Source organism: Natronoarchaeum sp. GCM10025703, from assembly GCF_042661985.1.
In the GTDB taxonomy this organism is placed as follows: Archaea; Halobacteriota; Halobacteria; order Halobacteriales; family Natronoarchaeaceae; genus Natranaeroarchaeum.
The window spans coordinates 1,394,101-1,421,030 of record NZ_JBHSZF010000001.1; the positions used below are offsets into that span (position 1 = coordinate 1,394,101).

The following is a 26,930-nucleotide window of genomic DNA, read 5'->3' on the forward strand; positions in this document are numbered from 1 at the left end:
GGATCCACGCCCGGTGAGAAAGAGACTGTTACTGCTCGCGGGCCGTCTCGAAGACGTCCTGATGGAGCTTCTCCTGTACCGTTTCCATCAGCGACTGGAGGTTCACTGCGTCGTCACGGTTGTACGAGACCAGCGTGTCGAGCGCGCTCTCGTCGCCGCGTTCGTACTCGCGCCAGAGCCTGACAGCGTCCTTCCCGGTGATGTCGGGTTCGTCGCGCTCGACGCCGAGGTCCCCCTCGATCGATTTGAGTCCCCCGAGTAGCCGAGCTGTTTGCAGGGGTACATCAGATCGACGTGGGGCATGTCGAGGTCGACGTCGAACGAGGTTTCGAGGAAGGGGACGTCGAAGCGCTTGCCGTTGAACGTCACCAGTAGCTTGGCGTCCTCGAACTGCTGTGCCAGCGTGTCGGCGGTGAGATCCTCGCCCTGGACGAGCGTCGTCGTCTCGCCATCGCGGTGAAAGCTCACGGTCGTCACGCGGTCCCGGTGATGGTCGAGGCCGGTCGTCTCGATGTCGAAGAAACACGTCTCCGCGCGGAAGTTCTCGTAGAGTCGCCAGCGCTCGCCCGAGGGGAGGGTTCGGTCGAAAAAGGAAGCGTCGCCGTCGTCGAGGTGGGGCCACGCCTCCGCGATGAAGGTCTCTATCCGGTCGGCGCGCGTCGGGCCGACGACCGAGCCGTCAAATTCGTCCCAGTGTGTGATCCCGTTCGACCAGAGTTTCCGTTCAGTCGCCTCGCCGACGCCCTGGACGGGGATGAAGCTATTCTCGATTCGCACGGGCAAGTGAACGTTGCAGTGGACTGTAAACCCTCCCTTTCCAGTCGCGGTACTCCCTCCAGAACCGGTCCCCTCACTCCGGGACCCAGTCGGGATCCGTCGTCGGACTGAGCGTCCACTCCTGCGTTCTGATCCGTGCCTCCTTCGCGTGGTCGGTCAGCGACGGGACGTGTCGACGCCGAACGACCGCGACCGGGTGGTCGTACGACTGCTCCTCGACCCCCGGCGAATCGTCTCGAACAGGCGGGCGCTCTCGCTCTCGATGGTCGCGCCGAGATACGCCAGGACGTACGCGCTCGCCAGTGCGACCGCGGCCACGCAAAAGACGACGCCGCCGAGTCCGGGTGCGACGAGTCCGTAGATTGCCGCCAGTAGCAGGACGAGCGTGACGACCCAGCCGCCGAGATGCCACGGTAGCGAGACGGTATCGACCGCTGTGAGGGGTGACCGACCCACCGATTCGACTGGCAGGCCGCGCTCGTCGGCGACAGCGTCGACTGCCTGCCGGTCGAACTCTCTGCTCGTGGTTCCGTAGCTAGCGTAGTCGCTGAGGACTGCGATGGCGGCCGGAATGCCGAGTAGCGCCAGCGCAGGATTCAGTCCGTACGCCCGCCAGCGGTCGCGTCGAGAGAGCACCGTCCCGTCCCGGTCGGTGAACAGCGCGTCGGCGTCCTCGGGGACGGCGTCGCGAAGCGTCTCCGGAAGCCCGTCGTCGCCGCGGTCGACGCCGAGCACTGTCAGCGTCGCCGGTCGGTCGACGGTCTCCGCACGATCCGGCCACGGTCCGTCGGAGGGTCCGGGCATTCGCTGTGGACGGCACTGGGTGGCGGGTAGACTTAAACGCTCCCCGGGCACTCGCTTCGCGTCGGTGGCTGTGCCGAGACGCTACGCTTACCCGTCTTTGTCTCCTCCATACGGGCAATGAACGGAGAGTGGTCGCCGTGAGCGAAGGATCCTGGTGGTCGATTTCCGGCGAGACGCCGGGCGAGCGGATGCGCAACGGCTGGCTACAGCTACTCGTCCTCGCGGCGGTCGTCTGGATCGGGACGCTCGTCGTCTACAACGCAGTCTCGTTCGTCCTCGATCCGATCACGGCGACGGCCGTGTTGCTCGTCGGCGGGCTATTCGTCGGCTTCAAACTGCGCGATTGGCTGGTCGAGGGGCAGGGAGGCGAGGATAGGGAGACCGAACCGGCCGATCAGTGAGCGAGTTCCGACTCGCGTAGCTGATCGGCGAGATAGATGGCCGCAGGCACTGGCTCCTCCTCCTCGAACCGTGCGACCTCCTCGCCGTCGCGCTCGACGACGACCGTTGCGATCAGTTCGACGTCGTACTCGTCGGTGAGCGGGCCCTCCTTGTCGCGGTCGACCGCGTACTGCTCGATTCGCTCGTCGGGGACGCCGGCCGCGTCGAGCGCGGCGGCGAAGTCCGGTAGCTCCCGACGGCAGTCCTTGCACCAGTCTGCCCCCCACACTTTGAACGTGAGGTCGTCCAGTTCTTCGAATACCTCGACCGTGCGCTCGTGCGCCGTACCGTCCCACGTCGGCGTGGGTTCCATCGTTTCGAGACTCATACCCGTTGGTTGGCACCGGGAGAGTATAACAGCCCCGCACCGGATCCGCTCACTCTTTAGGCCTCGCCTGTGAACGAGTGTATAAATGAAGACGAGCATTCTCGAGACGATCGGTTCGCCGCTCGTACAGGTCGACTCACCGGAGGGGGCGACGATCGCGGCGAAGATCGAGTCGTTCAATCCCGGCGGGTCGGCGAAGGACCGGCCGGCGCTGGCGATGGTCCGCGCCGCCGAGAAGGAGGGTGCTATCTCACCGGGCGACGCGCTTGTCGAACCGACGAGCGGGAACACGGGGATCGGACTCGCGCTCGTCGCCGCGGCGCGAGGCTACGATATGACGCTCGTGATGCCCGAGGGGAAATCCAGGGAGCGACGACAGATCATGCGCGCCTACGGTGCGGAGATCGAACTCGTCGACGGCGACATCTCCGCGGCCCGCGAGCGCGCGGACGAACTGGAAGCGGCCGGGGCGACCCAGCAGGCCAGTTCGAGAACCCAGCCAACCCGGAGGCGCACTACGAGACGACCGGGGTCGAGGTTCTCGAACAGATCGGTGACCGCGAGGTAGACGCCTTCGTTGCCGGCGTCGGGACCGGCGGCACGATCAGCGGGACGGCCCGCCGCCTTCGCGAGGCCTTCCCCGAGATGGACGTCGTTGCCGTTGAACCCGAGGAGAACGCCGTGCTCTCGACTGGCGAGTCCGGTCACGACGACTTCCAGGGGATGGGACCGGGCTTCGTCAGCGAGAACCTCGACGTCGACCTGATCGACGACGTCGAGACGGTGAGCCTCGACGACGCCGAGGCCGAGTGCCGTCGCCTCGCACGCGAGGAGGGGATTCTCGTCGGGCAATCTAGCGGCGGGACGAATCTTGCCGCGAAACGCGTCGCCCAGCGTCTCGCCGACCCGGAGGGCAACGACGCCGACGGCCCGCTGGTCGTGACGGTCTACTGGGACAGCGGCGAGCGCTATATGTCGACGGGCATGTTCGACTAGGCCGTTCGAACTCGTCGACGAACCTGAAAAGCTATCTGTCAGTCGTGACTACGCGCCGGTATGTCTAGAGGATTCGGTGAACTAGGGCCGATTCAGGAGGCCATCCCGGAGTCGCTGGCCGTGGTCGTCGCCCTGCTCACTCAGTTGGGTGACGTCTGGTTTCTGGCGCTTCTCCTGACAGGACTGTACGTGTCTGGCCTGGCGAGACGCGAGGACATCGCAACGGTTGGTGGGCTCTGGTTGGCAGGGCTGGGGCTGTACAACGGCCTGAAGGAGTTCTTTCAGTTCCCCCGTCCTGACCAGCCACTGGCCGACCCCGCGGCACTGCCGGAACTGATCCAGCCGATATACGAGGCGACTGCGATGGCGGGCGGCTACGGGTTCCCGAGCGGCCACGCCGTCAACAGCACCGTCGTCTACGTCGCGCTGGCGGCGGTACTCACGGTTAGCACGCGGAGACGGCGCTTCGCGGGCGCGGCAGCCATCGTCTCGACAGTCTGTTTCACCCGCCTCGCTCTCGGCGTGCACTACCTCGTCGACGTGCTTGCTGGGGTCAGTGCTGGCCTGCTCCTGCTGGGCGTCGCCGCGACGCTGATCGACCGAGAGGTCGCGGACCGGCCGTCGGTCGCGTTCGGGATAGCGATCCCACTTGCCGTCTTTTATCTCCTCACGAGCGCGGCAAACACGGAGTCGCTGCTCGTCCTTGTCGCCTCGGTCGGTGGCTTCGTCGGCTGGCGGCAGTTCGGGCCGGATCGCGGGTGACCGCCGGATCGGCTACGTCTCCGGAACGAGGCGGACGAGCGGTGCGTCCTCGTCGTCGATAACTACGTAGAGATGCCCGGTTCTGGGGTGGGCTTCGACTGCGCGGATCCGCCAGCCCCGTTCCGCAAGCAGTGGATCGAGTTCGGTCACCTCGCGCCCGTCGACGGCGAACCGCCCGAGAGAGCGCCCTGCGAGGTTGCCGACGAACAGATCGCCGCGCCAGTCGGGGAACGCGTCCCCGTCGTAGAACGTCATCCCGGCAGGCGGGAAGCCGCCGGAGCCACACTCCCAGTAGTACACCGGTTCGACCAGGTCCTCGCGCTCGTCCGGTCGATCACCGACCGGGTCGTCGGTTCCGTACCGGCAGGCGTAGGTGGCAATCGGCCAGCCGTAGTTGCCGCCTCGCTCGATGACGTTGAGTTCGTCGCCGTCCTCCTCGCCGTGCTCGCTCTGCCAGAGGTCGCCGGTTTCCGGATGGACGGTCATCCCCTGTGGGTTGCGGTGACCGTAGCTGAATATCGAATCCTCCACGTCCGGGTCGTCGACGAAGGGGTTGTCGTCCGGAATCGTCCCGTCCGGATCGAGGCGGAGCGTCGTGCCGAGTTCGTTCGTCGGATCCTGGGCGACGTGCTCTGGGCCGAAGTTCTTGAACTGTCGGTCTCCGGCGGTCATGTACATCGCGCCGTCCGGGCCGAAGACGACCCGGGAGCCGTAGTGGGCGTCGCTCTCGACGAACGGCTCTGCGACGTGCAGGCGCTCGAACGCAGTGAGCACCGCCGCATCCGGATCCAACCGCCCCCGTCCCAGCATCGTCGCCGTCGCGCCCGCTCCATCGGTCCCCGAGTAGGTTAGATACAGCCACGCAGGCTCCGGATAGTCTGGATGGAGCGAGACATCGAGAAGGCCCCCTGACCGGCCGTCGAGACGTCCGGGACCCCGTCGACCCGTTCGATATCGCCAGTCTCCGGAGCCACGATTGCCGTCGCTCCCACACGCTCTGTAAGGACTACGCGGTCGTCGGGCAGGAAGTCGATTCCCCACGGGCTCTGCAGGCCCGTCGCGACGGTTTCGACGGTCACGTCTTCGATACTCGGCTTCCCCGACGAGCCTATACAGCCGGTACTGCCGAGGATGCCAGCGCCGACGCAAGCCCGGAGTAGCGCCCGCCGGTCGAGTGTGTCCTCGCTCATCGGTTCTCGTGCAGTAGCTACGGTCTGCCGATGAATGAACGTCTCGCCGGGTGGAGTCGCTCGGCCAGCCACTGCCGGTCCCCGACCGAACTGATGGCTCCGGAACTCTCAGAGAAAGGTCGCCAGAACGTCGTTAAACACGTCCGGACGCTCTCGCGAGGGCCAATGGCCACAGCGCTTGATCACCATCAGCCTCGCCCCGGGAATCGACTGTGCGGCAGTCGCCGACCACTCGACCGGGACGAGCGGATCCTCCGCGCCATGGACGAGTAGCGTCGGAACGCCGAGGTCGTCGAGCCGATCCGAGTAATCGGTTCGGACGCCGTCCGCCTGGAACTCCTCGCGCATGAACGAGAAGAAGGCCTTCCCTGCACCGGGTTGTCGAAGTCGCTCGTTGACCTCCGCGACGAACTCGTCGTCGAGCGATGCGGGGTCGTGGACGAACTCGCCGACGGCGACTCTGGTACCCGCCACAGTGGCGCCAGCGAACTGCCGTCCGAACAGGTTCGCAAAGGGAATGTTCGCCAGCAGATACGAGCCTGTTCCACCGGGTACCTCGTCGCGGAGGCCATAGCTATCGACGAGTACGAGCCGTGAGACCCGATCCGAGTTGTCGAGCGCGTAGCCGAGGGAGACGCTCGCCCCCATCGAGATACCGACGAGAGCGGAGCGGTCGAGATCCAGTGCGTCAGAACGCCCGTCAGCACCTCGACGTAGTACTCGGTCGTCGACGCGGCGGGGTCGTCGCTCTTGCCGTAGCCCGGCCAGTCCGGCGCGAAAACGTGTCGTCCGAGGTCGTCTGCGACGAACTCGATGGTGTGCTTCCACGAGAGCGCGGCATCGTCGATGCCGCTCCCGTGCAGAAGGACCACGGGTGGTCCGTTGGAGTCGTTGTCGATACCCGCTTCGAGATAGTGGATCCGCCGGTCGTCGACAGTTACGTATCGTGAGTTGGCCGCCGGAACGCGTTTGCTTGCGATCATACTGTGTGCGGTCCTGTCACGCCTCGAACTCCGATTCGGAAACCCTGACGACGACCGTCTCGTCGACGTCGCGCAGGTCGTACTCGGGGAGTTCCCGGTCGGTGCGCCGGACGTAGAGCGGTTCGACGAGGCGTCGTTTCGTCTCCGTCTCCACCTGGACTGCTCCGGCGTGATCCGCGGTCGATTGCTGATCCGGCGTCTCCTCGTCTCCCTGCTGTCCGTCACTCGGTTCGGCCCCATCCACCACGCCGTAGAGCTTCAGGTACTCCCCGTCTCTTCGGGATCGACCTGGTTCGTCCTGACGGCTTCGGCGAGGTCCCGCGAGAGCCACTCCTCGTCGCTGATCGATGGCTCCCTGACGAGTGCCGTGTCGACGAAGCGGACGAGATACCAGTTGAGATCGTTCAGTAGCGAGACCGCGGCGCCGACGCTGACAGTGTCGAGCGCGATAGCGTTCTCGAACGGTTCCTCGAGGGTGTACGTCGAGAGGGCGTCCCGGGACGTCTCACGCGAGAGCAGTTCGTACTTCAGAACGACATCCGGGGCACCGACGAGACAGACGCGGGTCACTAATTCACTGTCGGAGACGGGGCGTATTGTGGATTTCGACTAGAACGTCGTCAGTTCGCCGTCGATGACGCGCTGGGTGATCGAGGTGACGTCGGCGAGTTGGTCGTCGACGATGCCGACGATTTCGTCCTCGACGTCGTCGAGCACGACACCGTCGTCGGTGACGATATGAACGTCGGCGACGTGTGGCTGATCGATGGGGCGGCCGATCTGGCTCAGCAGTCGTACGCGCATGTCACGGATACCAGTCACGTCGTCGACCACGCTTTCGGCAATCTCGGTCGACAGCAGATTGTAGATCTTCCCGATGTGGTTGACGGGGTTCTTGCCGCTGGTCGCTTCCATCGACATCGAGCGGTTCGGCGTGATTAGCCCGTTCGCGCGGTTTCCGCGGCCGACGGAGCCGTCGTCGCCCTGTTCGGCGCTGGTGCCGGTCGTGGTGAGATAGATCGACCCGTCCTCGTAGTTGTCCGCGGTGTTGACGTGGACAGACACCTCGCGGTCGGTGTACTCGCCCGCGAGTTCGACGACGTAGTCGTGGATGTTCGTGATGGCTTCGTCGTATTCGTCGAGGTCGGCAACGTGATCGTCGATGATCGCCACGGCGACGGTGATATCTATCTCGTCGCTCTCGCGTTTGCCCATGATCTTCACGTCGGGGCCGACCTCGGGATTCTCGGCGGCGTAGGGGCCGTTCAGACGCTGTTCCGTGTTCAGGACGATCTGTTCGGTCTCGGTGAGCGGCGCGTGGCCGACGCCGAAACTCGTGTCGTTGGCCATCGGTACTGTCGGGACCGCTTCTCGCGAGGCGTCCCCGCTCGAACCCTCCGAGGAATGTTCCTCGTCGGTATCCTCACCGAAGACCTCCTGCAGGTCACCGCTCCCCTCCCCGAGTTTGACGTCGACGATGATGTCCGTCCCGACATCTAGCTGGGGGATGTTCTCGTTGAGATACTCGCGGGCGGCTTCCAGCGCGATGCGCTCGGCCGGAATCTTCGTCCCCTCGTACTCCTTGGTTGCACGGCCCACGATAAGCAGATAGATCGGTTCGAGAACCTCGCCGCCGTCGAAGGCTGGCGCGGCGTTGCCGGCGACGAGTTGGGTCTCATCGGTGTTGTAGTGGAGCACCTTCCCGACGCGGTCGAGATACTCGCTGGCAATCGCCTGTGCGACGTGTTCGGCGATACCGTCACAGATCGAGTCTGGATGTCCAATCCCCTTTCGCTCTACGATTTCGACGTCCTGATCCTCGACTGCACGGCGGTCGATCGGCTCGACCCGGATATTCCGTTCTGTCATTGGCCGGAGTTTAGTCACCGGCCGTTCTATAACTTGCGGAAACCTCTGGGCACCAAGTAATGTTTCGGGGTTATACCAATCCACCAGCCGTCGACGGTACGGGCTACTTCTCGGCGAGCAACAATCCGAGGTACGACGTCTGGATCTGCTCGTCGGGATCGAGTCCCAGGCGGTCGAGCACGGCCCGTCCGCCGTCGCGTGCATCCTCGATATCGGCCGACTCGATTTCGGTTTCGACCTCGACGAACTCGTCGAGGCCTTCGACGCTGTCGAGCGTCACCGTGTAGCCGTCCAGCGAATACGTTTCGCGATCCTTCGAGACAGTCGCGGTCGGATCGTAGCCAAGCCCCTGCAGGATCCGGTCCATCGTCTCGCCGTTGTCGACGCCGGTCTCGAACTCCTCTCGCGATTTCGATTCGGCTTCCAGCAGTGGCCCCTTATAGGTGACCCGCGCCGTCGCCTCCTCGTCGTCGACGCCGCCCGGTCGAACGCGCCGGATCCGCAGTGCTTCGTCGGTCTCCGCGAAGTCCCGGTCCGGCGCATTGTAGTAGGTATCCTCCTGGTAGAGCCGTTCGTCTCGGTCGGCTCCGAGTTCCTCTAGCCGGTCGCGAACAGCCCCGTGGTCCGCTCGGACTTTTAATTCGACCTCATACATACTCGCTCGAACGTGTCCGGCCGGAAAAGGCGCGTCGTTTCGATGGTCGTGGTCCCGGCAGGTCAGTTGTGCCAGACCCCCTGCCCACCGATCCGGCCCTTGCAATCGCTACGAGTCACCCAGCGACCTCGAACGCTGACGGGACCGAAACGTGGTGTTTAAATGCTGAACGGGAAACGTTTAGAGTATGAGTGACGATCAAGAAGCCGAAACAGAAGCGAACGACGACCAGCCCGAAGCGGAGGGGCTTGCCGATGGAGACTTCGTGCGTATCGCCTATACGGCCCGCACCGTCGAGGACGGTCAGCTAGTCGATACCACCGACGCGGAAGTCGCCGAAGACGAGGGCGTCGACGATCAAGAACAGACCTTCGAGCCGCGCGTCATCGTGCTCGGTGAGGGCCACATCTTCGAGAGCGTCGAAGAGGACATCAAAGGGAAAGAGATCGGTGAGGAGGGCGAAGTCGTCGTCCCCGCCGAGGAAGCCTTCGGCGAGCGCGACCCCGACGAAGTTCGCACCGTCAGCGCCGACAAGATCCCGGAGGACGACCGCTATCCCGGCGCTCACGTCGACCTCGACGGCGAGCACGGCCACGTCGAGGCCATCATCGGCGGCCGCGCACGCGTCGACTTCAATCACCCGCTCGCGGGACAGGACGTCAAATACGAGTACGAACTGCTCGAAGCCGTCGACGACCGAGTCGAGCAGGCGAAAGGCCTGATCGGCATGTACGTCGACACCGACCTCGAAATGTGGATCGAGACGGACGAGGAAGAAGAGGAAGTCGTCGTCGAAAGCGATGACGACGACGAGGACGCTGAACCCGAGACCGAAACCGAGACCGTCGAGAAGGAGACGCTGTACATCGAGGCGACGCCGCAGCTCTCGATGAACCAGCAGTGGATGTTCTCGAAACAGCAGATCGCGGACGACGTCACCCAGAAACTCGACCTCGATCGCATCATCATCCAGGAGACCCTCGGTGAGGGCGCAGGTATGATGGGCGGCGGTATGGGCGGTATGATGGGCGGCGGTATGGGCGGCGGCGACATTGAGGACGCTCTCGAGGACGCCGACGTCGACGCCGACGAGATCGTCGAAGAACTCGAGAACGCAGAAGAGTAACGCGGCTTCCGAGCGGTATTTTTCTTCGTGACCGGGGTCGTAGCGGCGCAGATGCCGTGTTCACCCTCGTAGAGATCGGGGCCTATGCGATATCTCGGCTCGTGTCGATGGCGACTTCGTCTTTGAGTTCCAGTTTGATCGTCTCCGTGAGCGCCTGCCCGCCGCGGAACTTCGGTACCGAGAGGCGGTTTTCGAGGTCCGTCCCGCGGACCGTCGTGGTCAGATCGAAGACGATATCCGCCATATGTTTGGTCGTATCCCGGTTCTCCGGGAGCGAGTGGCCGGACAGGCAGTGTAGAATGGCGATGCTCCCCGTATTCACCATGTGGTTCTGGAGGTCGTTGAGGAAGTTCTGATAGCGAGTCGGCTCGCGGCGTTCGAGCGAGTCGGCGGGGTCGATGATGAGGTTTGCCCCTCCGGAAGCGCTCGGATCAGTCTGTTGGCCTGATCGAGCGGTTCGCTACCGCTGATGTCCCTCACGGTCGGACTACCGGTCGGTGCGCTGGCCGACTCGATCGCATCTCTGACCGCCTGATCAGTCCGCTGACTCGTGAGGTACAACGACCCGCGCGCGGCAGTCAGTTGGTACAGCAGGAGTTCGGATTGACTTGCCGGCGGGGCAGTAAAAGCGATGATACTCCCCGGCGGAATACCGCCGTTGAGCTTTCGGTCGAGGACGTCAATACCGGTGTCCAGTCGACCACTCATTGTTTGGTATCATACTTTCGTTTAGTACATAATTGTTTGCCTCCTCTCCTGATCGGCGACGAAACTATATCTTTTCCAAGGTAATCGGCTAAATACAGACGCCAGGCAACAATGCTGAAGGGACGAGCGAAGAACGGATTGTGAGAGGAAGCGGTGCTGTCAGTCGTCTACATCCCCGCCGGTCGACAGCGGTTCCGCCGGGACGCCGGCGACTGTCTCGCCCGGCGGGACGTCCTCGGTCACCAGCGAGTTCGCAGCGACCTGTGCCCCTGCACCGATTTCGACGCCGGGCAGGACGACCACACCCGCGCCGATCATCGCCCGCTCGCCGACGACAATCTCGCCAAGCCGGTACTCGTGCTGGAGGAACTCGTGGCACAGCAAGGTTGCGTCGTAGCCGATGATGGCGTGGTCCTCGACGGTGATCCGTTCGGGCCAGAAGACGTCGGGCGTCGATTCGAGTCCCCACGACACACCCTCGCCGACGCTCACGCCAAGCCGTCGGAGGAGCCAGTTTTTCAGCGTCAGACTCGGAGAGACGCGGCAGAGAACGATTACGACGTAGTTCAGCATCACGCGCAGTGGATGTTTCGCGTCCGGCCAGTGCTGGAGCGAGTTCAGGGGCCCGGGCGTTCCGTGGTAAGATAATCGGTCGTGGCGGGACTCTCGATCTGTCACAGTACTGGGGTTCCTCGCGTAAGAGTATAAACCGGTCGCCCGGCGACCGCGTGTTCGGGGCCGTGCCGGCCCGACGAATTACATGAAGCTTCCGAGTCCGGTCTGTTCCTGCCCACTTTTGACCTCGCCCCACGAGATGTCCAGCGCTTCGAGGACGCGCTCGATGGGGCCTTTGAGCGTCTTGTCGAGCATCTTCCCGTAGTCGACCTCGAACTCCTCGGGGATCTGATCGTCGTACTCGAAACAGATCACGTCCGGATCACGCTTGAACTCGCCGTACAGCGGATCGGTCTGGGGGTCGAACCCTTCCTCGGCCTCCAGCCGTTCAGAAGTAAGAGGGATGGACCTTCTTCAGGTAGAGCCGTTTCGGCTTCGATCCCGACGAGAAGTTCGTTCCCAGTAGCTCGTTTGCGTACTTCGCACCACGGACCTGGGCCGTGTCGGTGTCGTAGTTATCGAGTTTCTTCCCGATCCCACCCGGGATCCCGATCTCGTCGAGGGAGATATTCCCGGCCTGTACCTCCTGAATGATCTCGTGGACGTACGTCTTGACGTCCTCGATGTCCTCACCGCGGACGATTCGGGTGATCACTTCCAGTTGGACCTCCTTCGTGATCTGGGCGATGTCCGAGCGCTTGTACTCGAAGCCGGTGATATCGATGTCGTCGACGTCTTTGCCCTCTTTCCAGACGATGTGGCCGGCGTAGCGTTTCTTCTTGCCCGCCTGGAAAAAGCGCCGGTAGAGCTTCTCGAACTCGATCTGGAAGCGGTGCTGCTCGGCGTTTAGCTGGTCGAGGGCGAACTCGTCGTACGCGGAATTGATGTGTTCCTCTATCTCGAAGGACTGTTCGATGGCGTCGTCGGTCTCGATGTCCGGGCCGAGTTCGAGCATCACGGAGTCGGTGTTGTGCAGAACGACACCGCCAACACCGTCGACGAAGTTCTCGTTCTCGGCAACGCTCAGGTCATAGACGTAGCCGTCGTGGTCGACCTCGCGGACGACCGGCTCTCGGCCCGACCGGTAGAAGTCACACGTTCGGATCGTGTAGCTTCCCTTCTCGGACCGGTATTTGAGCGAGTGCTTGCGCCCGCGCTGGGTGAGCAGCATCGAGAGGCCAGCGGCGAGTTCGCGACTCACGGTTTCGTAGTCGAAGTTCCGCTCGCGGTACTGTTCGGAGTACCGCGGGAACTCTCGGGAGCCGTCCCCTTCGACGAGGACGTTGATAAACAGGTCTTGGAGTTCCGATGGCAGATGGAAGACGAAAGAGGGGACACGTTTCCCCCAGACGTCTGACCAGCGAACTCACGGAAGAACACCGCCGAAAGCTCGTTCATCATCTGGAGTTTTAGCGTCCCATCGTCGTATACGTAGTCGTCGCTGTCGTCGGATTCGATGGTACGCTGTTCCCGGCTGTCAGAAGCTGTGATCCCGGCAGTTGCACCGTCGAATAGTCTCCGGTAATCGGTCTGGAGTCCTTCTGCCACTCCCGTCGGGACTCGGCAATCGACGCACCGAACTTCGCATCCGTTGTCTCGACTGTCGAGGCGCTCCCCTCGGAAATGTACGCAGCGAGTAGTCGGACGAGCGCCCGACCGTCCTCGGAATCGATGTCGATGTGCCGCTGGATCGAGATCGTCGACTCGATACCGTCGTGGTGCTCGTGTCCAAACCAGACCCGCTCGTCGTCTGTGTGGACGCGTTTGGTTTTCGAGATGGCGTTCTCGCTGCCCACGCTCCGACCGTCCTCGTACTCCCGGACGTATCCGTCGAGCATCTCGTAGACGTCAATGGTTTCGACAGGCTCGACCGGTGGAATATCGGGGACTCGAAGCGGTTCGTCGACGTTTTTGGGCTTCGCTTCGACGTACTCGTTGTCCTCCTCAACGACGAACGAGTGATCACGTGTCACCGTCGACTCGCCGAACTTGTGCTGGAGCGTACAGACGGACTTGTCCGTCTGGTGGCGAACTACTCCTCGATCGGTTGCCATTCGGCCTGTCCCGTCTCGGACAGCGACAACGCCTGCCAGCCGTCGAGTGTCCGGCGATCTTTCTCTGTCGTCGCTGTGCCGACTGTGCCGCCGTCGGCAGTAATGACTACCTCGCCAGGGACATCGAGATCCCTCCCTGCCCTGAACAGTTCCTCGATCGGTCTGATCCGAACCGCTCCGGAAGGGTCACGAACCACGATCGGTCGATCACCGGTGACGCTGTCCCCATATGTTACATCGTAATCAAGTTCGTTCGCAGCCTCCTCCGTGAACTCGATTACCTCCCGACCTGTCGCGGTCACTGCTGCACCCATTTCCTTGTCGTACAGGCGGAACCGATCCCACCCCAAAACGCCGTATAGCGACTGGCCGACGAACTGGAACTTACCGTTCCGCCCGGCGAGCAGCGTATGGTTGTCCTCGACTGTGACACAGTACACGCCATCGTCTGCGGTACTCCGAGAGCTACTGCGATGCATCCGGAGCGTGTTTTTCGCGTTCTCGGTGACGTAGACGCGCCAGGTTCCGCTGTCTTTGCGGTAGTTCGCCGTCAGGCCGAGGTGTGTACACAACCGGAGGACGTCGTCACGGAGTTCATCGCTGGCGGTGCTGTACCGCCAGGAGTTGGGCTGTCTATCCCCATCACCGGCGATCAGCGTGTCGAGGAAGGACTCCTTTTGCGATCGGCTTGCGTCGAACACCAACTTCGGAACCCGTTTCTCGAAGCTGTTATCGCCACAGAGTTCACGGAGCAGGTCACCGAGCAGTTTCGACGTGAACTGATAGCCCTTGTCGTCGACGTAGTAGTCGAATCCAAGCCGATCAAGCATCGTGCCGATGGCAGCGTGATCACTACCGCCATCCGTGACGGCGGCGGCGTCGTCCGTCACGTCCTGGGCCAGACTGATCGTCGTTGCGGAGCCCCGGAACTGTTCGCCGAACTGCTTGTCCTCTGACGTTTGGACCGACCCTTCAGTAATATACCACGCCAACAGTTCGATGAAGTCGTCGGCATCGTAGGTGCGTGGGATCCACTTCCGACCGGAGTCCCGATGGATAAAGCTCCGTTCGCAAACTTTCTCTATGTACTCTCGATGCGTCTCGAACTCCTCGGCGGTAAACACGTAGCCCGTCTCGCCGACGTCTGCTTTGGGAACGCGGCGCGGCGTCCAGCCCAGTTCCGCGGTGAACGTGTGTCCGTGGACTGACGGCCGAACCCAGACTTCGTGCTCGTCGTCGAGCAACCGCGTTAGATCGATTTCCTCGATCGGATCCGGGTCAGGGCCATCCCAGTCGTGCGGGAGTTCGTAGTTCGTGGCGTCGTCGAGTTCGCCCGCCTCCACGAAGCCGTAGCCATCTTCCGTGATCCCGTTCGTCTCGTTCTTTCGGACCAGCATCCGGTGGTTCGGCGTCACGCTGAAGTCGGTCTTGCTGGTCTCGATATCGATCAGTTCGCCCCGGTAATCGGGATACGCCTGTGTCTCGACGACTGGCTTGGTCTCCATCTCCATCGTCTCGGGATCGATCGAGTATACGTCGTCGCCGACCCCGAGGTCCCGGATGTTCTCGACGCCACGGGGCGTCAGCACGTCAGTATCCGGCGTGAAGCAGTTCATAATAACCTTGACAGCTCCCTGCTGCTGGTCGTATCTGGCGTAGGCTTCGCTGTCGGGGTCGTGCTCGTTCCGGAGTTCCTTCTTGCTCTCGCGCTCGGTCAGCAGTTCGTCGACCATCTCCCGGATGATGCCGTTCGGCTCCTTCCGGAAGTGGGTCCCGTTGGGTGCACGGTAGGTCTCACCGCCGTAGTCGTCAGGGTCGACTTTCGTCTCCGGCGACGCGTTTGTCGTCACCATGCACATTGGATAGAGACTCTTCAGATCTAGAACTGTGACGTTTTCTTTGACGCCGGTAATCGGGTCGAAGACGGCTCCGCCTTCATAATCCTCGCCCTCGTGTTTACCTTTCGAGGGGAGCGAAAAGTTGCCGTGAACCTTGTGGAGGACGTACATGTCGACCGCGTCGCCGGGCGTCGGCGCGTCTTCGAGTTTACAGCCAACGAACGTGCGGACCTCGTCCCAGAACTCGACGATGTTCTGTTTGCGATCCAGTTCGACGCAGAGTTCGACGTCCCGGAGGTTGTACTCCAGTAGCTGTTCGGGGTCGCCCTCCCAGAGGTCGCCGATATCGCCGGTGTAGCGCTCTTTCCCGACGCCGAGTTCCTGTTCGCCGACGGCGTCCAGCCGGTAGGATTCGAGTTCGGTGAACTGCGTGCGCTTGTAGGCGTACAGCAGATCGAAGACGACGCGACCCTTGATCTCCGGGCCGCCCCAGCCCCCGGCCCAGACCTCGCCCACGCGGGAGAGGCGGTCGTAGGAGAGTCCCAGGTTCTCCAGCCGATTGACCAGATACGGCGCGTCGAAGTCCTCGAAGTTCCACCCCGTCAGCACGTCGGGATCCGTCCTTTCGAGATACTCTATGAAGGCGCGAAGCATCGCTTCCTCGCTGTCGAAGGTGCGAACCTCGTGGTCGGCCCCGTCGGTCAGGGGGTCGTAGCCGTCCAGCGCCTCGGGGGCGTCGATGCCGCCGACCGGAGCGTCGTAGAGCCAGACGACGTACTGGTCGTCGTAGGAGTCGTGGCTGGTCAGACAGATGATCGGCTGCTCGGCGTCGTCAGGTTCGGGGAAGCCGTGGCGGTCGTCGACCTCCAGGTCGAAGGTGTTCACCCGTGGTGTCGCCGTCATCTCGACGGCTTCGACTTCCTCCTGGGCGACGATGAGCGAGCCGTCCTCGTCCCGGCGCACGGGCACCTCGACGCCGCTCTGAATGTCCTTGTCGATCAGGAATCGGTTCGGAAACAGGATGTCGGCCTCGTAGTGGTCGAACTCGTCACGGACGTTTCCGACGTCTCTCGGCGTCCGGCCGTAGATCTTCGTGAGGTGTTCGCCGCGGATGCTCTCGAACGGTTCGCCGTCCTCGTCCGTGTCGTCGGAGCCGACCAGTTCGTCGTACTCCTCTTCGGGCGGCCTGTCGAGAGAGTCGGTGGGGGCGTAGAAGTACGGCTGAAACCCGAGCACTTTGACGTGGTGTGGATCGTCCTCTGCGTCGCGGCCGTACAGGTGAATGATCGGCCGTTCGTTCGGCTCTCGTCCCGCAACGGTGTAATCGATCTGCATCACCGACAACTGGAGGCTATCGCCCGGTTCTCCGTACCGGGCATCTAACCCGTCCCGCGTCGGATCGATCATCTCGATCCCGTTGCCGTCGCCGTCGCCGGCGATGGCTCGGGCCTCCGCGGCGAGGTCCCGCTCGTCGCCGGAGGGCGACGTATCGTCCACCCCGTCGCGGAATTCCGCAAGTCCCGTCTGCCCGTCGTCAGTCATGTCCGTCCGGTAGGTCGCCCTCGGTTAAAAACCACCGTAATCCCACAGTACAGTTACGGGCCTGTCGGGTGACGATTCCGGCGGTGGGCTTTTCTCCTCCCTGTCTGATGCTCACGTATGGCTGGCAACTACTTCGAGGAGTTCGCAGTCGGGGAGCGCATCGTCCACGAGAAGCGGCGCACGATCAGCGAGAGCGACAATCAGCGTTTCTGTGATCTGACAATGAACCAGCAACCGCTCCACCTCGACGCCGACTTCGCCGCCGAGACGGAGTTCGGCGAGCGCGTCGTCAACGGACTGTACACAATGAGCCTCGCGGTCGGATTGACGATTCCCGAGACGACTGATGGTACGATAGTAGCTAACCTCTCGTACGACGACGTCGAACATCCCGCGCCGGTGTTTCACGGCGACACGATCCGTGCCGAGACGACGGTGACGGACAAGCGCGAGACCAGCGACGGTGAGCGTGGCGTCGTCACGATGGAGGTCGAAGTGTTCAATCAGGACGACACAGTAGTCTGCCAGTTCGAGCGGACGGTGCTCTCGAAGAAACGGCCCGATGCAGATGAGGGATGAAAGCCGGACTGGCCGGAGTCTGACGGAACTCCGATTCGGGCCGATCCGAACCCGGTGCGAACTCGACGATAACAGATCGACCGAGCGCTACCGGCCGATCAGCCCGAAATCCTACCGCTCTCCCCCTCGTGAGGCCATATTTATGAAGTAATCTTTCACCATAATTATTATCAGGGTGTAGCCTAACGGGTGGTACAGTGCAACGCAGAACCTTCATAACCAGTCTCGCCGCAGTCGCCGGTGCGACGGCGACTGGCGTACCCGCCACGGCGGATCACAAGGAGAACCGATCGGCGCTCGATCTGGAGACCGACGACGGCTCCCATCACCCCGGCCCGCCTCGCTTCACCCACGTCGGCGACGGGATCGTGAACCCGAACTTCGACGAGGAGACCATCCGCGACGACCTCGCCCCGCGCAATCCCGACGGGGATGCGGAGTACTCCTGGTCGATCGTCGACGCGCCTGCTGGCTCCTCGGCGACGCCAACGGACGCCGCCGTCGCGGAGTTCGAGCCGGACGTCCCCGGCGAGTACACGCTCGCTCTGGACGCGCCCGATGGGACTCATGACCTCACCGTCCGCGTGTTCCCCGAAGAGAACGAGGAGGATCCACGGCCGCGCGTCGATCTGGACGCCCAGATCGTCGACGGGCAGGTGCTGCTCTCGGCGAACGCGATGGCACCGGATCGCGAGGACGTCATCGAGGAGCACGTCGACGTGGAGTTCTACGTCGACGACCGCGACGCGGATGTGCTCTCCGGCGACGGTGCGGTTTCTGCCAGCGAGATCAGCGAGCGAGTTCGGATCCACGCCGTCGCAGTCGGCGACCGTCACTCCGTCTCGGACATGCTCACACTCGTCCCGGATGGTGACGAACTCCACGTCGAGCATCCCTACGAACCGCCGGAGTGGATCGCGAACTCGGTCATCTACGAGATATTCTCCCGGCGGTTCCCGGAACAGCAACTCGAAGACGGCACCGTCGTCGGCGAGACGCCCGGCTTCGACGACATCGCGGACAAGTTCGACCACCTCGAAGAACTCGGTATCGACGTGCTCTGGATGACGCCGATCACGCCGACCGACCGCGGCTTTGGCACGCCCCCGGAGCAGGGTGGGCCGCACGGCTACCACAAGACGGACTACTTCGACGTCGACCCCGACCTCGGGACGATGGCGGAGTTCGAGGCGATGGTCGAGGAGGCGCACGACCGGGACATCAAGGTCGTCTTCGACCTCGTCATCAACCACGCCTCGGAGAAGCACCCGTACTTCCAGGCCGCGATCGACCCCGACCACGAGGACCACGAGAAGTACTACGACTGGTTCCGCTGGACCGAGGACGGCGAGCGCGACGCCTACTACGGCTGGGACGCCATCCCGAACCTGAACCACGAGAACCCCGAGGTGCGCGAGTGGCTACTGGACGTCGTCGATTTCTGGGCCGAGAAGGTCGACGGGTTCCGCTGTGACATCGCCTGGGGTGTTCCGAAGGGTTTCTGGACGGAGGTTTACGACCGGGTCACCGGCTACGACTCCGAGTTCTTCCTGCTCGACGAGACGCTACCGTACGCCGAGGAGTTCGGCGCGGGCGGGTTCGACGTCCACTACGACAACCACCTCCACGGCGCGCTGGGGGCCGCTGCGGAGGGGACGGCTGGAGATGTCCTTGAGGCCTACGAGGGACGGTTCCAGAACGGAGCACACACCGACTCGCTGTTCATGCAGTACATCGAGAACCACGACACGGACCGCTATCTCGACGAGCACGGCTTCATGGCCCAACTCGCCGCTGGGGCGGCGACGTTTACCCTCCCCGGCGTGCCGATGATCTACTACGGGCAGGAGACCGGCCTGACGGAGCACCGCGAACCGATGAACTGGGGTAACTTCGACGGGAACACGCTGGGGTTCTACCAGAACCTCGTCGACCTGCGAAAATCCCATCCGGCGCTCCAGCACCGCGCCCGCGTCGAGCGGATTGATTACGAGGCCGACTCGGACTCGACGCTCGCGTACGCCCGCTACGACACCGAGACCGATCGGCGCGTCGTCGTCCTGCTCGACTTCAGCGACGACATCCAGACGGTGCGGATCGGCGACTACGTCGACTCGGAGAACCTCATTACGGGCGACGATGCCGGACTCGAACGCAACGAGCAACACGAGTTCGTCGAGGTCGACGTCGCGACTAGCGTCGTGCTCGAAGCCGACGAACCGACCGAGTTCACCCTGCCCGGCAACGTCATCGCCGAGTTCGAACAGCCGGAGGGGACAGACGCCGGACCGGGCAACTACACCTATCCGACGACCCCGGAGATCCCCGAGGGCGAGTTCGACCTCGCCGGTGTCCGGATCGAGGAGACCGACGAGTCCTACCGCTTCGCGTTCGCGTTCCACAACGAACCGACGAACCCGTGGGGCATCGATACCGGCATCTCCCACCAGCACATTCAGGTGTATCTCAACGATCCCGAAACGGACGCCGGGGCGACGGAAACCCGAACCGGCGTCAACGCCGAACTCGATGCGCCGTACCAGCACGTGCTGGTCGCACAGGCTGGGAACCCGACAGTATACGACGCGGAGGGGAACGTGGTCAGCGAGGACGGCAACTACAGCTACGATCCCGAGGAGGCCCCCAACACTATCGTTGCGGAGTTCGACAAGAGCGGCATCGAGTATCTCCCCAATGGTGGCATGGCCGTCACCGTAATGAGCATGGACGGTTACGGCGAGGGTGGCGTCCGACAGGTCGAGTCCGAAGCCAGCGAGTGGCAGTTCGGCGGTGCGGAGAGCGAGACGGCACCGAACGTCATCGACCTGCTGACCGCCGAGGACGTCGATAGCGCGGACGCGCTCGCGTACGACGAGAACACCCCCGCACAGATCCCATACGTCGCGCTCGGTGACGACGACATCGAGGCCGAGGACGGCGACGGCGAGGACGAAGACGAAGACGCCCCTGCCGACGAAGCGGACGACGAACTCCCCGGCTTTGGCATCGCCGCCGGTGCGGCGGGCGTCGCGGGTGGTGCCGCCTACGCCGCGAACCGGGTGCTCGGTGCCGAAGACGACGACGACTGAGCGTCCACCGCTCGCGTCTCAGAACGTACCAGTCGTGGCAGCGGTCGTTGCGGCGGTCGTCGCCGCGCCGTTCTGATGATATTTCAGAGGTTCTCCCCACGCGACGGGTGGAATCTCGTCGTCGCCGTCGTCCTGGGACTCGATCTCCCGGCGCAGTTCGGCCGCGTCGAAATCCGGTTCGCGCCCGAGTCGGTCCGCCAGCGCTGGCGTCACGGCGATCCGGCGTTTCTCCCGCTCACCGATCCACGAGTCGTCCCCGTAGACGAGGTGGATGTCGTAGTTCCGAACGTGGCTGTCTGCGAACTCAGGGTGGACTGCCCCGAGGACGGCCTCGGCGATCCGGTACCCCGTCGCCCGGTCCGGTTCCTCGTCGGTCGCCAGTTCGACCTCGATCACGGGGACGACGATCGGTTCGCCGTCGCGGTGCGTGTTCACCTCCGGCGTCGACTCGACTGATGACGGTTTGGAGACCAGATCGGAGTCTCGGCCGAACGAGACGGATTCGAGTGCGGCACGCGCGGCAACTGCAGAGTCCGACTCGTCGCTCCAGTCGCCCATATAGACAGCAGCGAGGGTGCCGACAAGCGTGATAACGCCTCCTCCTGCGATTATTGCTACTACGACCATACTGTAACTGATTCGTGACTGGAACATAATTCCTTTGATCGTTCTGAGAAAACAAGCGGGGGTTGGGGCCACGTCAGGTACAATTCCTCACCGGGCGTTTATGCCCCGATAGCTCCGTTATCAGAGTATGCGCCGTTCGGCTCTACTCGTGCTACTCAGTCTGTTGGTAGTGACCGCTGGCTGTGTCGGCGAAGTGCCACTGGATGCCGCCAGCGAAGAGCCAGAACCGCCACTCGACGACGCCGTCGAGATCCATCATATCGACGTCGGGCAGGCTGATGCCACGCTGATACTCGAACCAGAGGGTGAAACGATGCTGATCGACTCCGGCGACTGGCGACAGGACGGTGAAGCGGTTATCGCGTATCTCGAATCGCAGGACTTCGACCGGATCGACCACCTCGTCGCGACCCACGGCCACGCCGACCACATCGGCGGCCACGAGGCGGTGATCGACCACTTCGAGGAAGAGAAAGACGGCATCGGGCGGGCCTACGACAGCGGCGTTACATCTACCTCCCAGACCTACGAGCGATACCTGGATGCGGTGGAGCGCCACGACGTCGACCTCCGAACCGTCGAGGACGGCGATAGCTTCGAGTTCGGAGCGACGACGGTCGATATCTACAATCCGCCCGCGGGCGACTCCGGATCGGACCTCCACGAGAACAGCGTTGCGCTCTCGATTCGTATCGGCGAGACGAGCTATCTGACGACCGGTGACGCCGAGGGCCACGTCGAGGAGCGCCTCGTCGAGGTACATGGCGAGGCACTCGACGCAGGCATCTATCAGGCGGGCCATCACGGCTCCTCGACCAGTTCGACCGAACCGTTCCTGGACGTCGTCGATCCCGAGGTGGCGGTGATCTCCAGCGCTCAGGAGAGCCAGTACGGCCACCCGCACGACGAAACCCTCGAAGCCTTCGCGGACAGGGGCATCGAGACCTACTGGACCGGCGTCCACGGCGACGTGGTGGTTCGGACCGATGGCGAGGAGACGACGGTCACCACCGAGTACGACGAGACGACCGATCCGGCCGAACTGCTGGATGAAAAGCCCGATGACGAGACCGCCGCCATCGCCGCACCCGGGACTCAAGCGGTTGGCGTCCCTATCGCCGAGTGATGACCGAGACCTACGACGTCGTCCTCGACCGGATCGTCGACGGCGAGCACGCGACGTTACTGCTCGAAGCCGACGACCGCGTCGTCGACGAGTTCGTCATCGACATCGAGCGAGTCCCCGACCCCGGGCGTCACGAGGGGGCGGTGTTCCGGGCAACGGTCGCTGACGATTCTCTCCTCTCACTCTCCTATCGACCCGACGAGACGACGGCGCGCAAAAAGCAGGCTCAGGATCGACTCGATCAGCTCTCTCGACCGCTCTCGGACGACGAGTCCTGCCGATTCGGACCGTCATGACGTCCTTGGCGAACCGCACGTCGCCGCCGTAATGCTCGCCGATGGCGTCGAGCATCTCCTCGTGACGGCCGTCCGTATGCGGGTACAGATGCGTAAGATAGACCCTGCCGTACTCGTGGCCGGATAGCACCCGCCCTGCTCAGTCGGTGTCGGGTGGTTGTCGACGTCGACGTCGTCGGGGAACGAGCAGTCGTGGACCAGTACGGCCGATCCGTCGGCGAAGGCCGCAAGCCCCTCGAACGCCTCGGTGTCGCCGCTGAGCGTCAGGCGGTCGTCGAACCGGTAGGCGAGGGTCCGCTTCGAGTGGCGCACCTCCCGAGCGCTCATCTCGAACCCGGCGATATCGTAGTCGCCGTCGGCTATCTCTCGGACGCCGACGTCGATCCTGCCGTCGAGATAGTCGTGGACCTCGAACAGGCCGTCGACCAGCGCCTTCGTCCCGCGCGGACCGACGACCGAGAGGTGTTCCTCGCCAGCGAGCCAGCGGGCCTTCAGTAGCGGCATCAGATCCGCCACGTGATCGAGGTGGTGGTGGGTCAGCAGAACCGTCGAGATAGACTCGTAGCCGACCCCGCTCTGCTGGAGGCGCTGCAAGACCCCCGCACCACAGTCCACGAGCAGCGTACTGTCGTCGGCTCTGAGCACCGTCCCCGCCTGATATCGTTCGCCGGTCGGCATCGCACTGCCAGTGCCGAGAAACGTAACGCGCATGGTAGTAATCCCGTGCCGGCCATCCTAATCGCTTTGGACGTCACGTTCGATCCATCAATTTCACAATGTGTTTATGCGTGGCTTCCAAGTTCCACTCAAATGGCCGAAGACGAGGAACTGACACCGGGAGACTCGGGGCCCGTGGCGGCCGCGGAGGCGGGCACCAGCTCGTTGATACTGACAGCCGGAACCGACGACGATATCGAGTTCACCGAACGGTTCGTAGACGAACGAGCGCCCGAGGATCTGCTCTTGCTCGCAGGATATTCCGAGCGGTCCGACGCAGTCGACCGATTCGCCGATATCACTGTCGACGGCCGCAAACGGCTCCTGACCGCGGGGCAGGATGGCGAGGAACTCACAATCGACGACGCCCTGATCCAGACGCTGGCTGACCCTTACGACCTCAGCACGGTCGGGATCAAGATCAGTTCATTCCTCGACGACGACGGCGGAACGGTTGTCTGTCTCTACTCGCTGACTGCACTGCTCGAAACGGTAGGCGTCGAACGGCTACTCAGGTTCCTTCAGATCCTCACGAACCGCATCGCGGCGGCCGACGCCGTCGGACAGTTCTACCTCGACCGCTCCGAACACGACGACCAGACGATATACATGCTCCAGAGCGTCTTCGAGAATGTCGTCGAGACGGGTATTACCGCCCGTTTCTCGTACTGAGAGTCCTTTCGTTCCTCATCGGCTCTCTCGTCTATTCCCTCGCTTACGGCCTTAAATCGTCGTATGTGCAAGATACAGTGTATTGATAGATACTTTCTCTTATATTGTATATAATCTATTATTTTTACTGTAAGCAAGTTTTAAATATACTTATTTCCATTGGCAATTACCGTTAGCATGTACGATGGAAGACAACAATAGCGGAAAGATGGAAGCGTTCCTCAAGAACCACCCGCGGATGATCGGCGCGCTATTCACGATACTGCTGGCGCTCAGTCAGGTTGGTGGTGCAGCGGCGGCGATGGCTCACACGATTGATTAAGTAACCGAGATTTCGGCTGCTAGCTCAGAACTCCACCGAAGACGTCCATCGAATCTTACTGGTACCTTCTCAAGCCGTAGAAAGTCGAGTAAATCTGCTCTCGAAAGATTGATTGACTCTGTTGTTCCCGAGTTCAGCGTATAATTAGCTACTTGCTCGATATGTGGAGAGAATATCCCCCCATACCTCCAGATGTCGTTGGGAATCCTCTCAAACAAACGTTGAATTTGTCATCGTCTTTTTGTTCGAGCTGGATAAGTATCGGAGTCCCACTCTCCGCCTGCGTGATTGCCAGACCGCCGTCGCCGATCACGAGGTACTGGCTCCCCACGATGCTCTCGCCTTTCGCAATCTTGAGAGCGGCCCGAAGCGGGAATCCGGAGTTCAGCAGGCGCGAGAGCGTCGACCCGATACGGATCGCACCGGAGTTGACCACGTCACTCAGCGTGACGACGCCACCGATCGCTCCGCCTTCGATCAGTGCCATTCCCTGGTGGTAGGACTGGCAGGCGTTGAGCAGGAACGCGTCGATGCCGATGGTCTCCACGTCGGCGACGTCGAGAAGACCGTCAGTACAGCGGAAGCCGCCGTCCTCGATGTGGCCGATATAGTGGAGGAAGTCCGACGGCTGGGCGAGGACGTCCGCCAGTTCCTCCTTTGTCAGGTCGTGATGCATCGCTACCTCGAATGGGAGATCGGTTCGTGAGCCGTACACGTCGTCGACGACGCCCCGCTCGCGGTCCATCCGATCGTCGTTGCAGACGACCGTGATCGAGATGTCGCCGTCCGATGGGTCGCGGTCGAAGCGGTTTCGGTAGGCTTCCGGCGTCGCCTTGGACAGTCCGACCGGCGTCTCGTCGCCGATCCACGCCTGTTCGACGGCTTCGTCGTCGTCCTCGACCTGTACGTAGGTGGTGTCCGAGGACTGGTTGACGGCGCTTCGGGTGTCGCTCCCGCGAGTGTACGCGCCCATCCCGGAGTCTTCCACGGAGGACCGAGAGACAGTCTGGGGGTCGGCAGTTCGGACTATCGCCAGGTCGTTGATGAGGTACGGTAGCGTCTCGATTGTCTCCGCCGTCGGCGAGACGTGCGTCGTAAGCTTCCAGTCCGGCAGGAGATCCTCGACGGCCGAGTAGGGCACGTCGAGATACGTCGCAAGGCGATCCGCTGGCGACAGTTCGTACAGTCTGCCGAACGGCAGGTCGATCCGGTCTTCCAGGGAGGTGCGTTCCCGGAGCGGCACCGGGTACAGCCCTTCCGTCCGGGTTACACAGTCCAGGAAGAACACCTGCTTGAGGGTGCGGGCGATCCGCTCCTCGTAGGAGTGTGCAGCCACTAGCTCGTGCGTGTAGCCCCCTCGGTGACGATCTGGGGCTCCTCGCCGGGCCGCATCTCCGCTCCGAGGTAGTACGCGAGCGGGGCCGCGGGGAAGATGTGCCGGTAAGTCGGCGGAACGTGGAGTTCGATACCCGTGTCGGGTGCCGAGAGTTCGTCGGGAATCGAGAGCGTCTCGCCGAGTTCGATCTCGGGTGGGTGGCCGCGGAGCGTGGGCAGGGAGCGCTCCGGCGATATCGTCTTTAGCGACGAACTCAACGCGGTCACCGTTTTCATGATGTCTCGCGGTCGATCCGTCGTCGTGATCGTCCCGGCTGGCTGTTCGTGTTTCGACCGGACGCCGATCGAAACGTCCGTCTGCTCGCCGAAGTCGATCAGTAGTCGCTCGTCATCGGAGGAGAACTCGATAGCGCTCTCGACGCGGATGTATAGCTTGAGCGGGAGAGATAGCTCGATGCTGTACTCGCCGGAGGGGAGGGTTTCGTCCGAGAAGTGTTCGACCTGTGCGACGACCGTTTCGGATTCGTCCCGCACGAGCGTCGCCGGGACAGTCGGGAGGGTTATCCGCTGGCTTCGGAACCCAGCGGCCGCATCGACGGGGAAGCGAAACTGCTCGGTATCGGCCTCGGCGACGCTCACTGGGTCGGGCGTAAACAGCGTGTAGTGGACGCGCTCGATCGGGTCAGCGATCTCCAGACCACCATCTTCGAGGGGGCGAAATCGATGTTCACCGAACCGAGCACCTCCACTCTACCGGAGACCCACCCATTTGAAGAGGTCTACACAGAGGACTCGAATAAAATTACCGACGGCCCGCTCCGGGCCGTCAACCGCGTAACTCGCCTGTCCTATCGCCGGGATTCCTTCGTTTCCAGGTCGGCCGTGGGTAACGATATTGTCACGACGGTGCCGGCGGTACCGTCGACAGTGACGTCGAGTTGTCCGCCCGAAATCGAGACGATCCAGTTGACGATCCACAGGCCAAGCCCACTGCCATGCTCCAACGGCGTCTCCATATCACCGTTGAGCACCGCTCGTTCCGACGGGGCCAGTCCGGGCCCGTGATCGATCACGTGGATCTCCGTCCACTCACAGCCGGGATCGATCCGCATCTCGACGCCAGCATTCGACTGGGCATGTTCGAGACCGTTCTCGACGAGTTCGGAGAGCACGGTTACTAGCCGTGAATCACCGCTGACCCAGCAGCTATCGGGGGCTACGACATCGATGTCGGCAGACGGGTTTTCTGCACGAGCGTCGCAGCGAACACGCCGGGCGACCTGTACGAGATCGATCGCGGTGGGATCGATGTCGTCCCAAGTCTGGCGCAGCGTACTCGCAGTGTCTCCAAGACCGACGAGGCTGGCTGCTGCTTGCCGGATTGCCGTGCCTGCCTCCTGCGCGTCCGGGTCGTCGACTCCGGACAACAACCGGTCGACGTTACCGAGGATGACGTTCATATTGTTGCGCAGATTATGG

General features: G+C 62.8%; 19 protein-coding genes and 8 pseudogenes. 10 read left to right on the forward strand and 17 right to left on the reverse strand.

Features of this window, described 5'->3' with window-relative positions:
* Window positions 1-28 precede the first annotated feature (28 nt).
* Together ACFQH2_RS07930 and ACFQH2_RS07935 are read right to left on the reverse strand one after the other, a co-directional pair.
* Window positions 29-777 (reverse strand): annotated as a pseudogene (locus tag ACFQH2_RS07930) (ribonuclease H-like domain-containing protein).
* Window positions 778-933: 156 nt separating this feature from the next.
* A complete protein-coding gene (locus ACFQH2_RS07935) occupies window positions 934-1,581 on the reverse strand; it encodes a hypothetical protein (protein ID WP_377076614.1) in 648 nt (215 codons plus the stop codon).
* A gap of 137 nt (window positions 1,582-1,718) precedes the next feature.
* Here ACFQH2_RS07935 and ACFQH2_RS07940 point away from each other — a divergent pair, with 137 nt between their 5' ends.
* The gene (locus tag ACFQH2_RS07940) at window positions 1,719-1,982 is read left to right on the forward strand and encodes a hypothetical protein (RefSeq protein ID WP_377052496.1); all 264 of its coding nucleotides are present in this window, start codon (window positions 1,719-1,721) and stop codon (window positions 1,980-1,982) included.
* Here ACFQH2_RS07940 and ACFQH2_RS07945 read toward each other — a convergent pair.
* Window positions 1,976-2,350 carry a TlpA family protein disulfide reductase gene (locus ACFQH2_RS07945; protein ID WP_377052498.1) on the reverse strand — a complete coding sequence of 125 codons (375 nt, stop codon included), beginning with the start codon at window positions 2,348-2,350 and terminating at the stop codon, window positions 1,976-1,978. The genes ACFQH2_RS07940 and ACFQH2_RS07945 overlap by 7 nt on opposite strands.
* An 85-nt stretch (window positions 2,351-2,435) precedes the next feature.
* Here ACFQH2_RS07945 and ACFQH2_RS07950 point away from each other — a divergent pair.
* A pseudogene (locus tag ACFQH2_RS07950) lies at window positions 2,436-3,346 on the forward strand (PLP-dependent cysteine synthase family protein).
* Window positions 3,347-3,406: 60 nt separating this feature from the next.
* Window positions 3,407-4,108: a phosphatase PAP2 family protein gene (locus ACFQH2_RS07955; RefSeq protein WP_377052502.1), complete on the forward strand. Its 702-nt coding sequence runs from the start codon at window positions 3,407-3,409 to the stop codon at window positions 4,106-4,108.
* A gap of 12 nt (window positions 4,109-4,120) precedes the next feature.
* Here the strand turns inward: ACFQH2_RS07955 and ACFQH2_RS07960 are convergent.
* The 6 genes and pseudogenes from ACFQH2_RS07960 to cyaB form a co-directional block, all read right to left on the reverse strand.
* Window positions 4,121-5,298 (reverse strand): annotated as a pseudogene (locus tag ACFQH2_RS07960) (PQQ-dependent sugar dehydrogenase).
* A 108-nt stretch (window positions 5,299-5,406) separates the two neighbouring features.
* Window positions 5,407-6,126: an alpha/beta fold hydrolase gene (locus tag ACFQH2_RS07965; protein ID WP_377076615.1), complete on the reverse strand. Its 720-nt coding sequence runs from the start codon at window positions 6,124-6,126 to the stop codon at window positions 5,407-5,409.
* Window positions 6,060-6,281 (reverse strand): annotated as a pseudogene (locus tag ACFQH2_RS07970) (alpha/beta fold hydrolase); the annotation flags it as partial. The pseudogene ACFQH2_RS07970 and the gene ACFQH2_RS07965, both read right to left, overlap by 67 nt.
* A gap of 16 nt (window positions 6,282-6,297) precedes the next feature.
* Window positions 6,298-6,851 (reverse strand): annotated as a pseudogene (locus ACFQH2_RS07975) (DUF5804 family protein).
* A 39-nt stretch (window positions 6,852-6,890) separates the two neighbouring features.
* The gene (locus ACFQH2_RS07980; protein ID WP_377052510.1) at window positions 6,891-8,150 is read right to left on the reverse strand and encodes a methionine adenosyltransferase; all 1,260 of its coding nucleotides are present in this window, start codon (window positions 8,148-8,150) and stop codon (window positions 6,891-6,893) included.
* 103 nt (window positions 8,151-8,253) lie between these two features.
* Window positions 8,254-8,805 (reverse strand): class IV adenylate cyclase, encoded by a 552-nt coding sequence (gene cyaB, locus ACFQH2_RS07985; protein WP_377052512.1) that lies wholly within the window; start codon window positions 8,803-8,805, stop codon window positions 8,254-8,256.
* A 187-nt stretch (window positions 8,806-8,992) separates the two neighbouring features.
* On the opposite strand from cyaB, the gene ACFQH2_RS07990 reads away from it, so the two are divergent.
* The gene (locus tag ACFQH2_RS07990) at window positions 8,993-9,931 is read left to right on the forward strand and encodes an FKBP-type peptidyl-prolyl cis-trans isomerase (protein ID WP_377052514.1); all 939 of its coding nucleotides are present in this window, start codon (window positions 8,993-8,995) and stop codon (window positions 9,929-9,931) included.
* Between the two features lie 82 nt (window positions 9,932-10,013).
* Here the strand turns inward: ACFQH2_RS07990 and ACFQH2_RS07995 are convergent.
* From ACFQH2_RS07995 to ACFQH2_RS08005, 3 genes and pseudogenes are all read right to left on the reverse strand, one after another.
* A pseudogene (locus tag ACFQH2_RS07995) lies at window positions 10,014-10,639 on the reverse strand (RAD55 family ATPase).
* 159 nt (window positions 10,640-10,798) lie between these two features.
* Window positions 10,799-11,317 (reverse strand): acyltransferase, encoded by a 519-nt coding sequence (locus ACFQH2_RS08000; protein WP_377052518.1) that lies wholly within the window; start codon window positions 11,315-11,317, stop codon window positions 10,799-10,801.
* Between the two features lie 78 nt (window positions 11,318-11,395).
* Window positions 11,396-16,688, reverse strand: a pseudogene (locus ACFQH2_RS08005) (DNA polymerase domain-containing protein).
* A gap of 117 nt (window positions 16,689-16,805) precedes the next feature.
* Here ACFQH2_RS08005 and ACFQH2_RS08010 point away from each other — a divergent pair.
* Both ACFQH2_RS08010 and ACFQH2_RS08015 read left to right on the forward strand, forming a co-directional pair.
* Window positions 16,806-17,267, forward strand: coding sequence for a MaoC family dehydratase (locus ACFQH2_RS08010; protein ID WP_377052522.1), 462 nt, complete (start codon window positions 16,806-16,808; stop codon window positions 17,265-17,267).
* 197 nt (window positions 17,268-17,464) lie between these two features.
* Window positions 17,465-20,356: an alpha-amylase family glycosyl hydrolase gene (locus tag ACFQH2_RS08015; protein WP_377052524.1), complete on the forward strand. Its 2,892-nt coding sequence runs from the start codon at window positions 17,465-17,467 to the stop codon at window positions 20,354-20,356.
* An 18-nt stretch (window positions 20,357-20,374) separates the two neighbouring features.
* On the opposite strand, the gene ACFQH2_RS08020 is transcribed toward ACFQH2_RS08015, so the two are convergent.
* The gene (locus tag ACFQH2_RS08020) at window positions 20,375-20,983 is read right to left on the reverse strand and encodes a hypothetical protein (protein ID WP_377052526.1); all 609 of its coding nucleotides are present in this window, start codon (window positions 20,981-20,983) and stop codon (window positions 20,375-20,377) included.
* Window positions 20,984-21,110: 127 nt separating this feature from the next.
* Between ACFQH2_RS08020 and ACFQH2_RS08025 the strand changes: the two genes are divergently transcribed.
* Both ACFQH2_RS08025 and ACFQH2_RS08030 read left to right on the forward strand, forming a co-directional pair.
* Window positions 21,111-22,109, forward strand: a complete 999-nt coding sequence (locus ACFQH2_RS08025; protein WP_377052528.1) for a ComEC/Rec2 family competence protein — start codon at window positions 21,111-21,113, stop codon at window positions 22,107-22,109.
* Entirely contained in the window at window positions 22,109-22,405 is a 297-nt protein-coding gene (locus tag ACFQH2_RS08030; protein ID WP_377076616.1) for a DUF3006 domain-containing protein, read from the forward strand. Before ACFQH2_RS08025 ends, ACFQH2_RS08030 begins: the two co-directional genes overlap by 1 nt.
* Here the strand turns inward: ACFQH2_RS08030 and ACFQH2_RS08035 are convergent.
* Window positions 22,389-23,116, reverse strand: a pseudogene (locus tag ACFQH2_RS08035) (MBL fold metallo-hydrolase); the annotation flags it as partial. The gene ACFQH2_RS08030 and the pseudogene ACFQH2_RS08035 overlap by 17 nt on opposite strands.
* A gap of 99 nt (window positions 23,117-23,215) precedes the next feature.
* Between ACFQH2_RS08035 and ACFQH2_RS08040 the strand changes: the two are divergent.
* Together ACFQH2_RS08040 and ACFQH2_RS08045 are read left to right on the forward strand one after the other, a co-directional pair.
* The gene (locus ACFQH2_RS08040; protein ID WP_377052534.1) at window positions 23,216-23,794 is read left to right on the forward strand and encodes a DUF7504 family protein; all 579 of its coding nucleotides are present in this window, start codon (window positions 23,216-23,218) and stop codon (window positions 23,792-23,794) included.
* Window positions 23,795-23,978: 184 nt separating this feature from the next.
* Window positions 23,979-24,116 carry a DUF7503 family protein gene (locus ACFQH2_RS08045; RefSeq protein WP_377052536.1) on the forward strand — a complete coding sequence of 46 codons (138 nt, stop codon included), beginning with the start codon at window positions 23,979-23,981 and terminating at the stop codon, window positions 24,114-24,116.
* Between the two features lie 148 nt (window positions 24,117-24,264).
* On the opposite strand, the gene ACFQH2_RS08050 is transcribed toward ACFQH2_RS08045, so the two are convergent.
* The 3 genes from ACFQH2_RS08050 to ACFQH2_RS08060 all read right to left on the reverse strand — a co-directional run bounded on the left by ACFQH2_RS08050 (window position 24,265) and on the right by ACFQH2_RS08060 (window position 26,911).
* Complete coding sequence (locus tag ACFQH2_RS08050) at window positions 24,265-25,452, reverse strand: hypothetical protein (RefSeq protein WP_377076617.1); 1,188 nt, start codon at window positions 25,450-25,452, stop codon at window positions 24,265-24,267.
* Window positions 25,452-26,090, reverse strand: a complete 639-nt coding sequence (locus ACFQH2_RS08055) for a hypothetical protein (RefSeq protein ID WP_377076618.1) — start codon at window positions 26,088-26,090, stop codon at window positions 25,452-25,454. Before ACFQH2_RS08055 ends, ACFQH2_RS08050 begins: the two co-directional genes overlap by 1 nt.
* A 209-nt stretch (window positions 26,091-26,299) precedes the next feature.
* On the reverse strand, window positions 26,300-26,911 hold the full coding sequence (locus tag ACFQH2_RS08060) for a sensor histidine kinase (RefSeq protein ID WP_377076619.1): 612 nt from the start codon (window positions 26,909-26,911) through the stop codon (window positions 26,300-26,302).
* Window positions 26,912-26,930: the final 19 nt, after the last annotated feature.

What these genes read in the sequence shown, in the direction of transcription:
- ACFQH2_RS08020 (WP_377052526.1), bottom strand. Translation starts at nt 20,983, where the DNA reads ATGGTCGTAGTAGCAATAATCGCAGGAGGAGGCGTTATCACGCTTGTC.
- ACFQH2_RS08060 (WP_377076619.1), bottom strand. Translation starts at nt 26,911, where the DNA reads ATGAACGTCATCCTCGGTAACGTCGACCGGTTGTTGTCCGGAGTCGAC.
- ACFQH2_RS08030 (WP_377076616.1), top strand. Translation starts at nt 22,109, where the DNA reads ATGACCGAGACCTACGACGTCGTCCTCGACCGGATCGTCGACGGCGAG.
- ACFQH2_RS08025 (WP_377052528.1), top strand. Translation starts at nt 21,111, where the DNA reads ATGCGCCGTTCGGCTCTACTCGTGCTACTCAGTCTGTTGGTAGTGACC.
- ACFQH2_RS08045 (WP_377052536.1), top strand. Translation starts at nt 23,979, where the DNA reads ATGGAAGACAACAATAGCGGAAAGATGGAAGCGTTCCTCAAGAACCAC.
- ACFQH2_RS07980 (WP_377052510.1), bottom strand. Translation starts at nt 8,150, where the DNA reads ATGACAGAACGGAATATCCGGGTCGAGCCGATCGACCGCCGTGCAGTC.
- ACFQH2_RS08010 (WP_377052522.1), top strand. Translation starts at nt 16,806, where the DNA reads ATGGCTGGCAACTACTTCGAGGAGTTCGCAGTCGGGGAGCGCATCGTC.
- cyaB (WP_377052512.1), bottom strand. Translation starts at nt 8,805, where the DNA reads ATGTATGAGGTCGAATTAAAAGTCCGAGCGGACCACGGGGCTGTTCGC.
- ACFQH2_RS07935 (WP_377076614.1), bottom strand. Translation starts at nt 1,581, where the DNA reads ATGCCCGGACCCTCCGACGGACCGTGGCCGGATCGTGCGGAGACCGTC.
- ACFQH2_RS07990 (WP_377052514.1), top strand. Translation starts at nt 8,993, where the DNA reads ATGAGTGACGATCAAGAAGCCGAAACAGAAGCGAACGACGACCAGCCC.
- ACFQH2_RS08040 (WP_377052534.1), top strand. Translation starts at nt 23,216, where the DNA reads ATGGCCGAAGACGAGGAACTGACACCGGGAGACTCGGGGCCCGTGGCG.
- ACFQH2_RS07955 (WP_377052502.1), top strand. Translation starts at nt 3,407, where the DNA reads ATGTCTAGAGGATTCGGTGAACTAGGGCCGATTCAGGAGGCCATCCCG.
- ACFQH2_RS07945 (WP_377052498.1), bottom strand. Translation starts at nt 2,350, where the DNA reads ATGAGTCTCGAAACGATGGAACCCACGCCGACGTGGGACGGTACGGCG.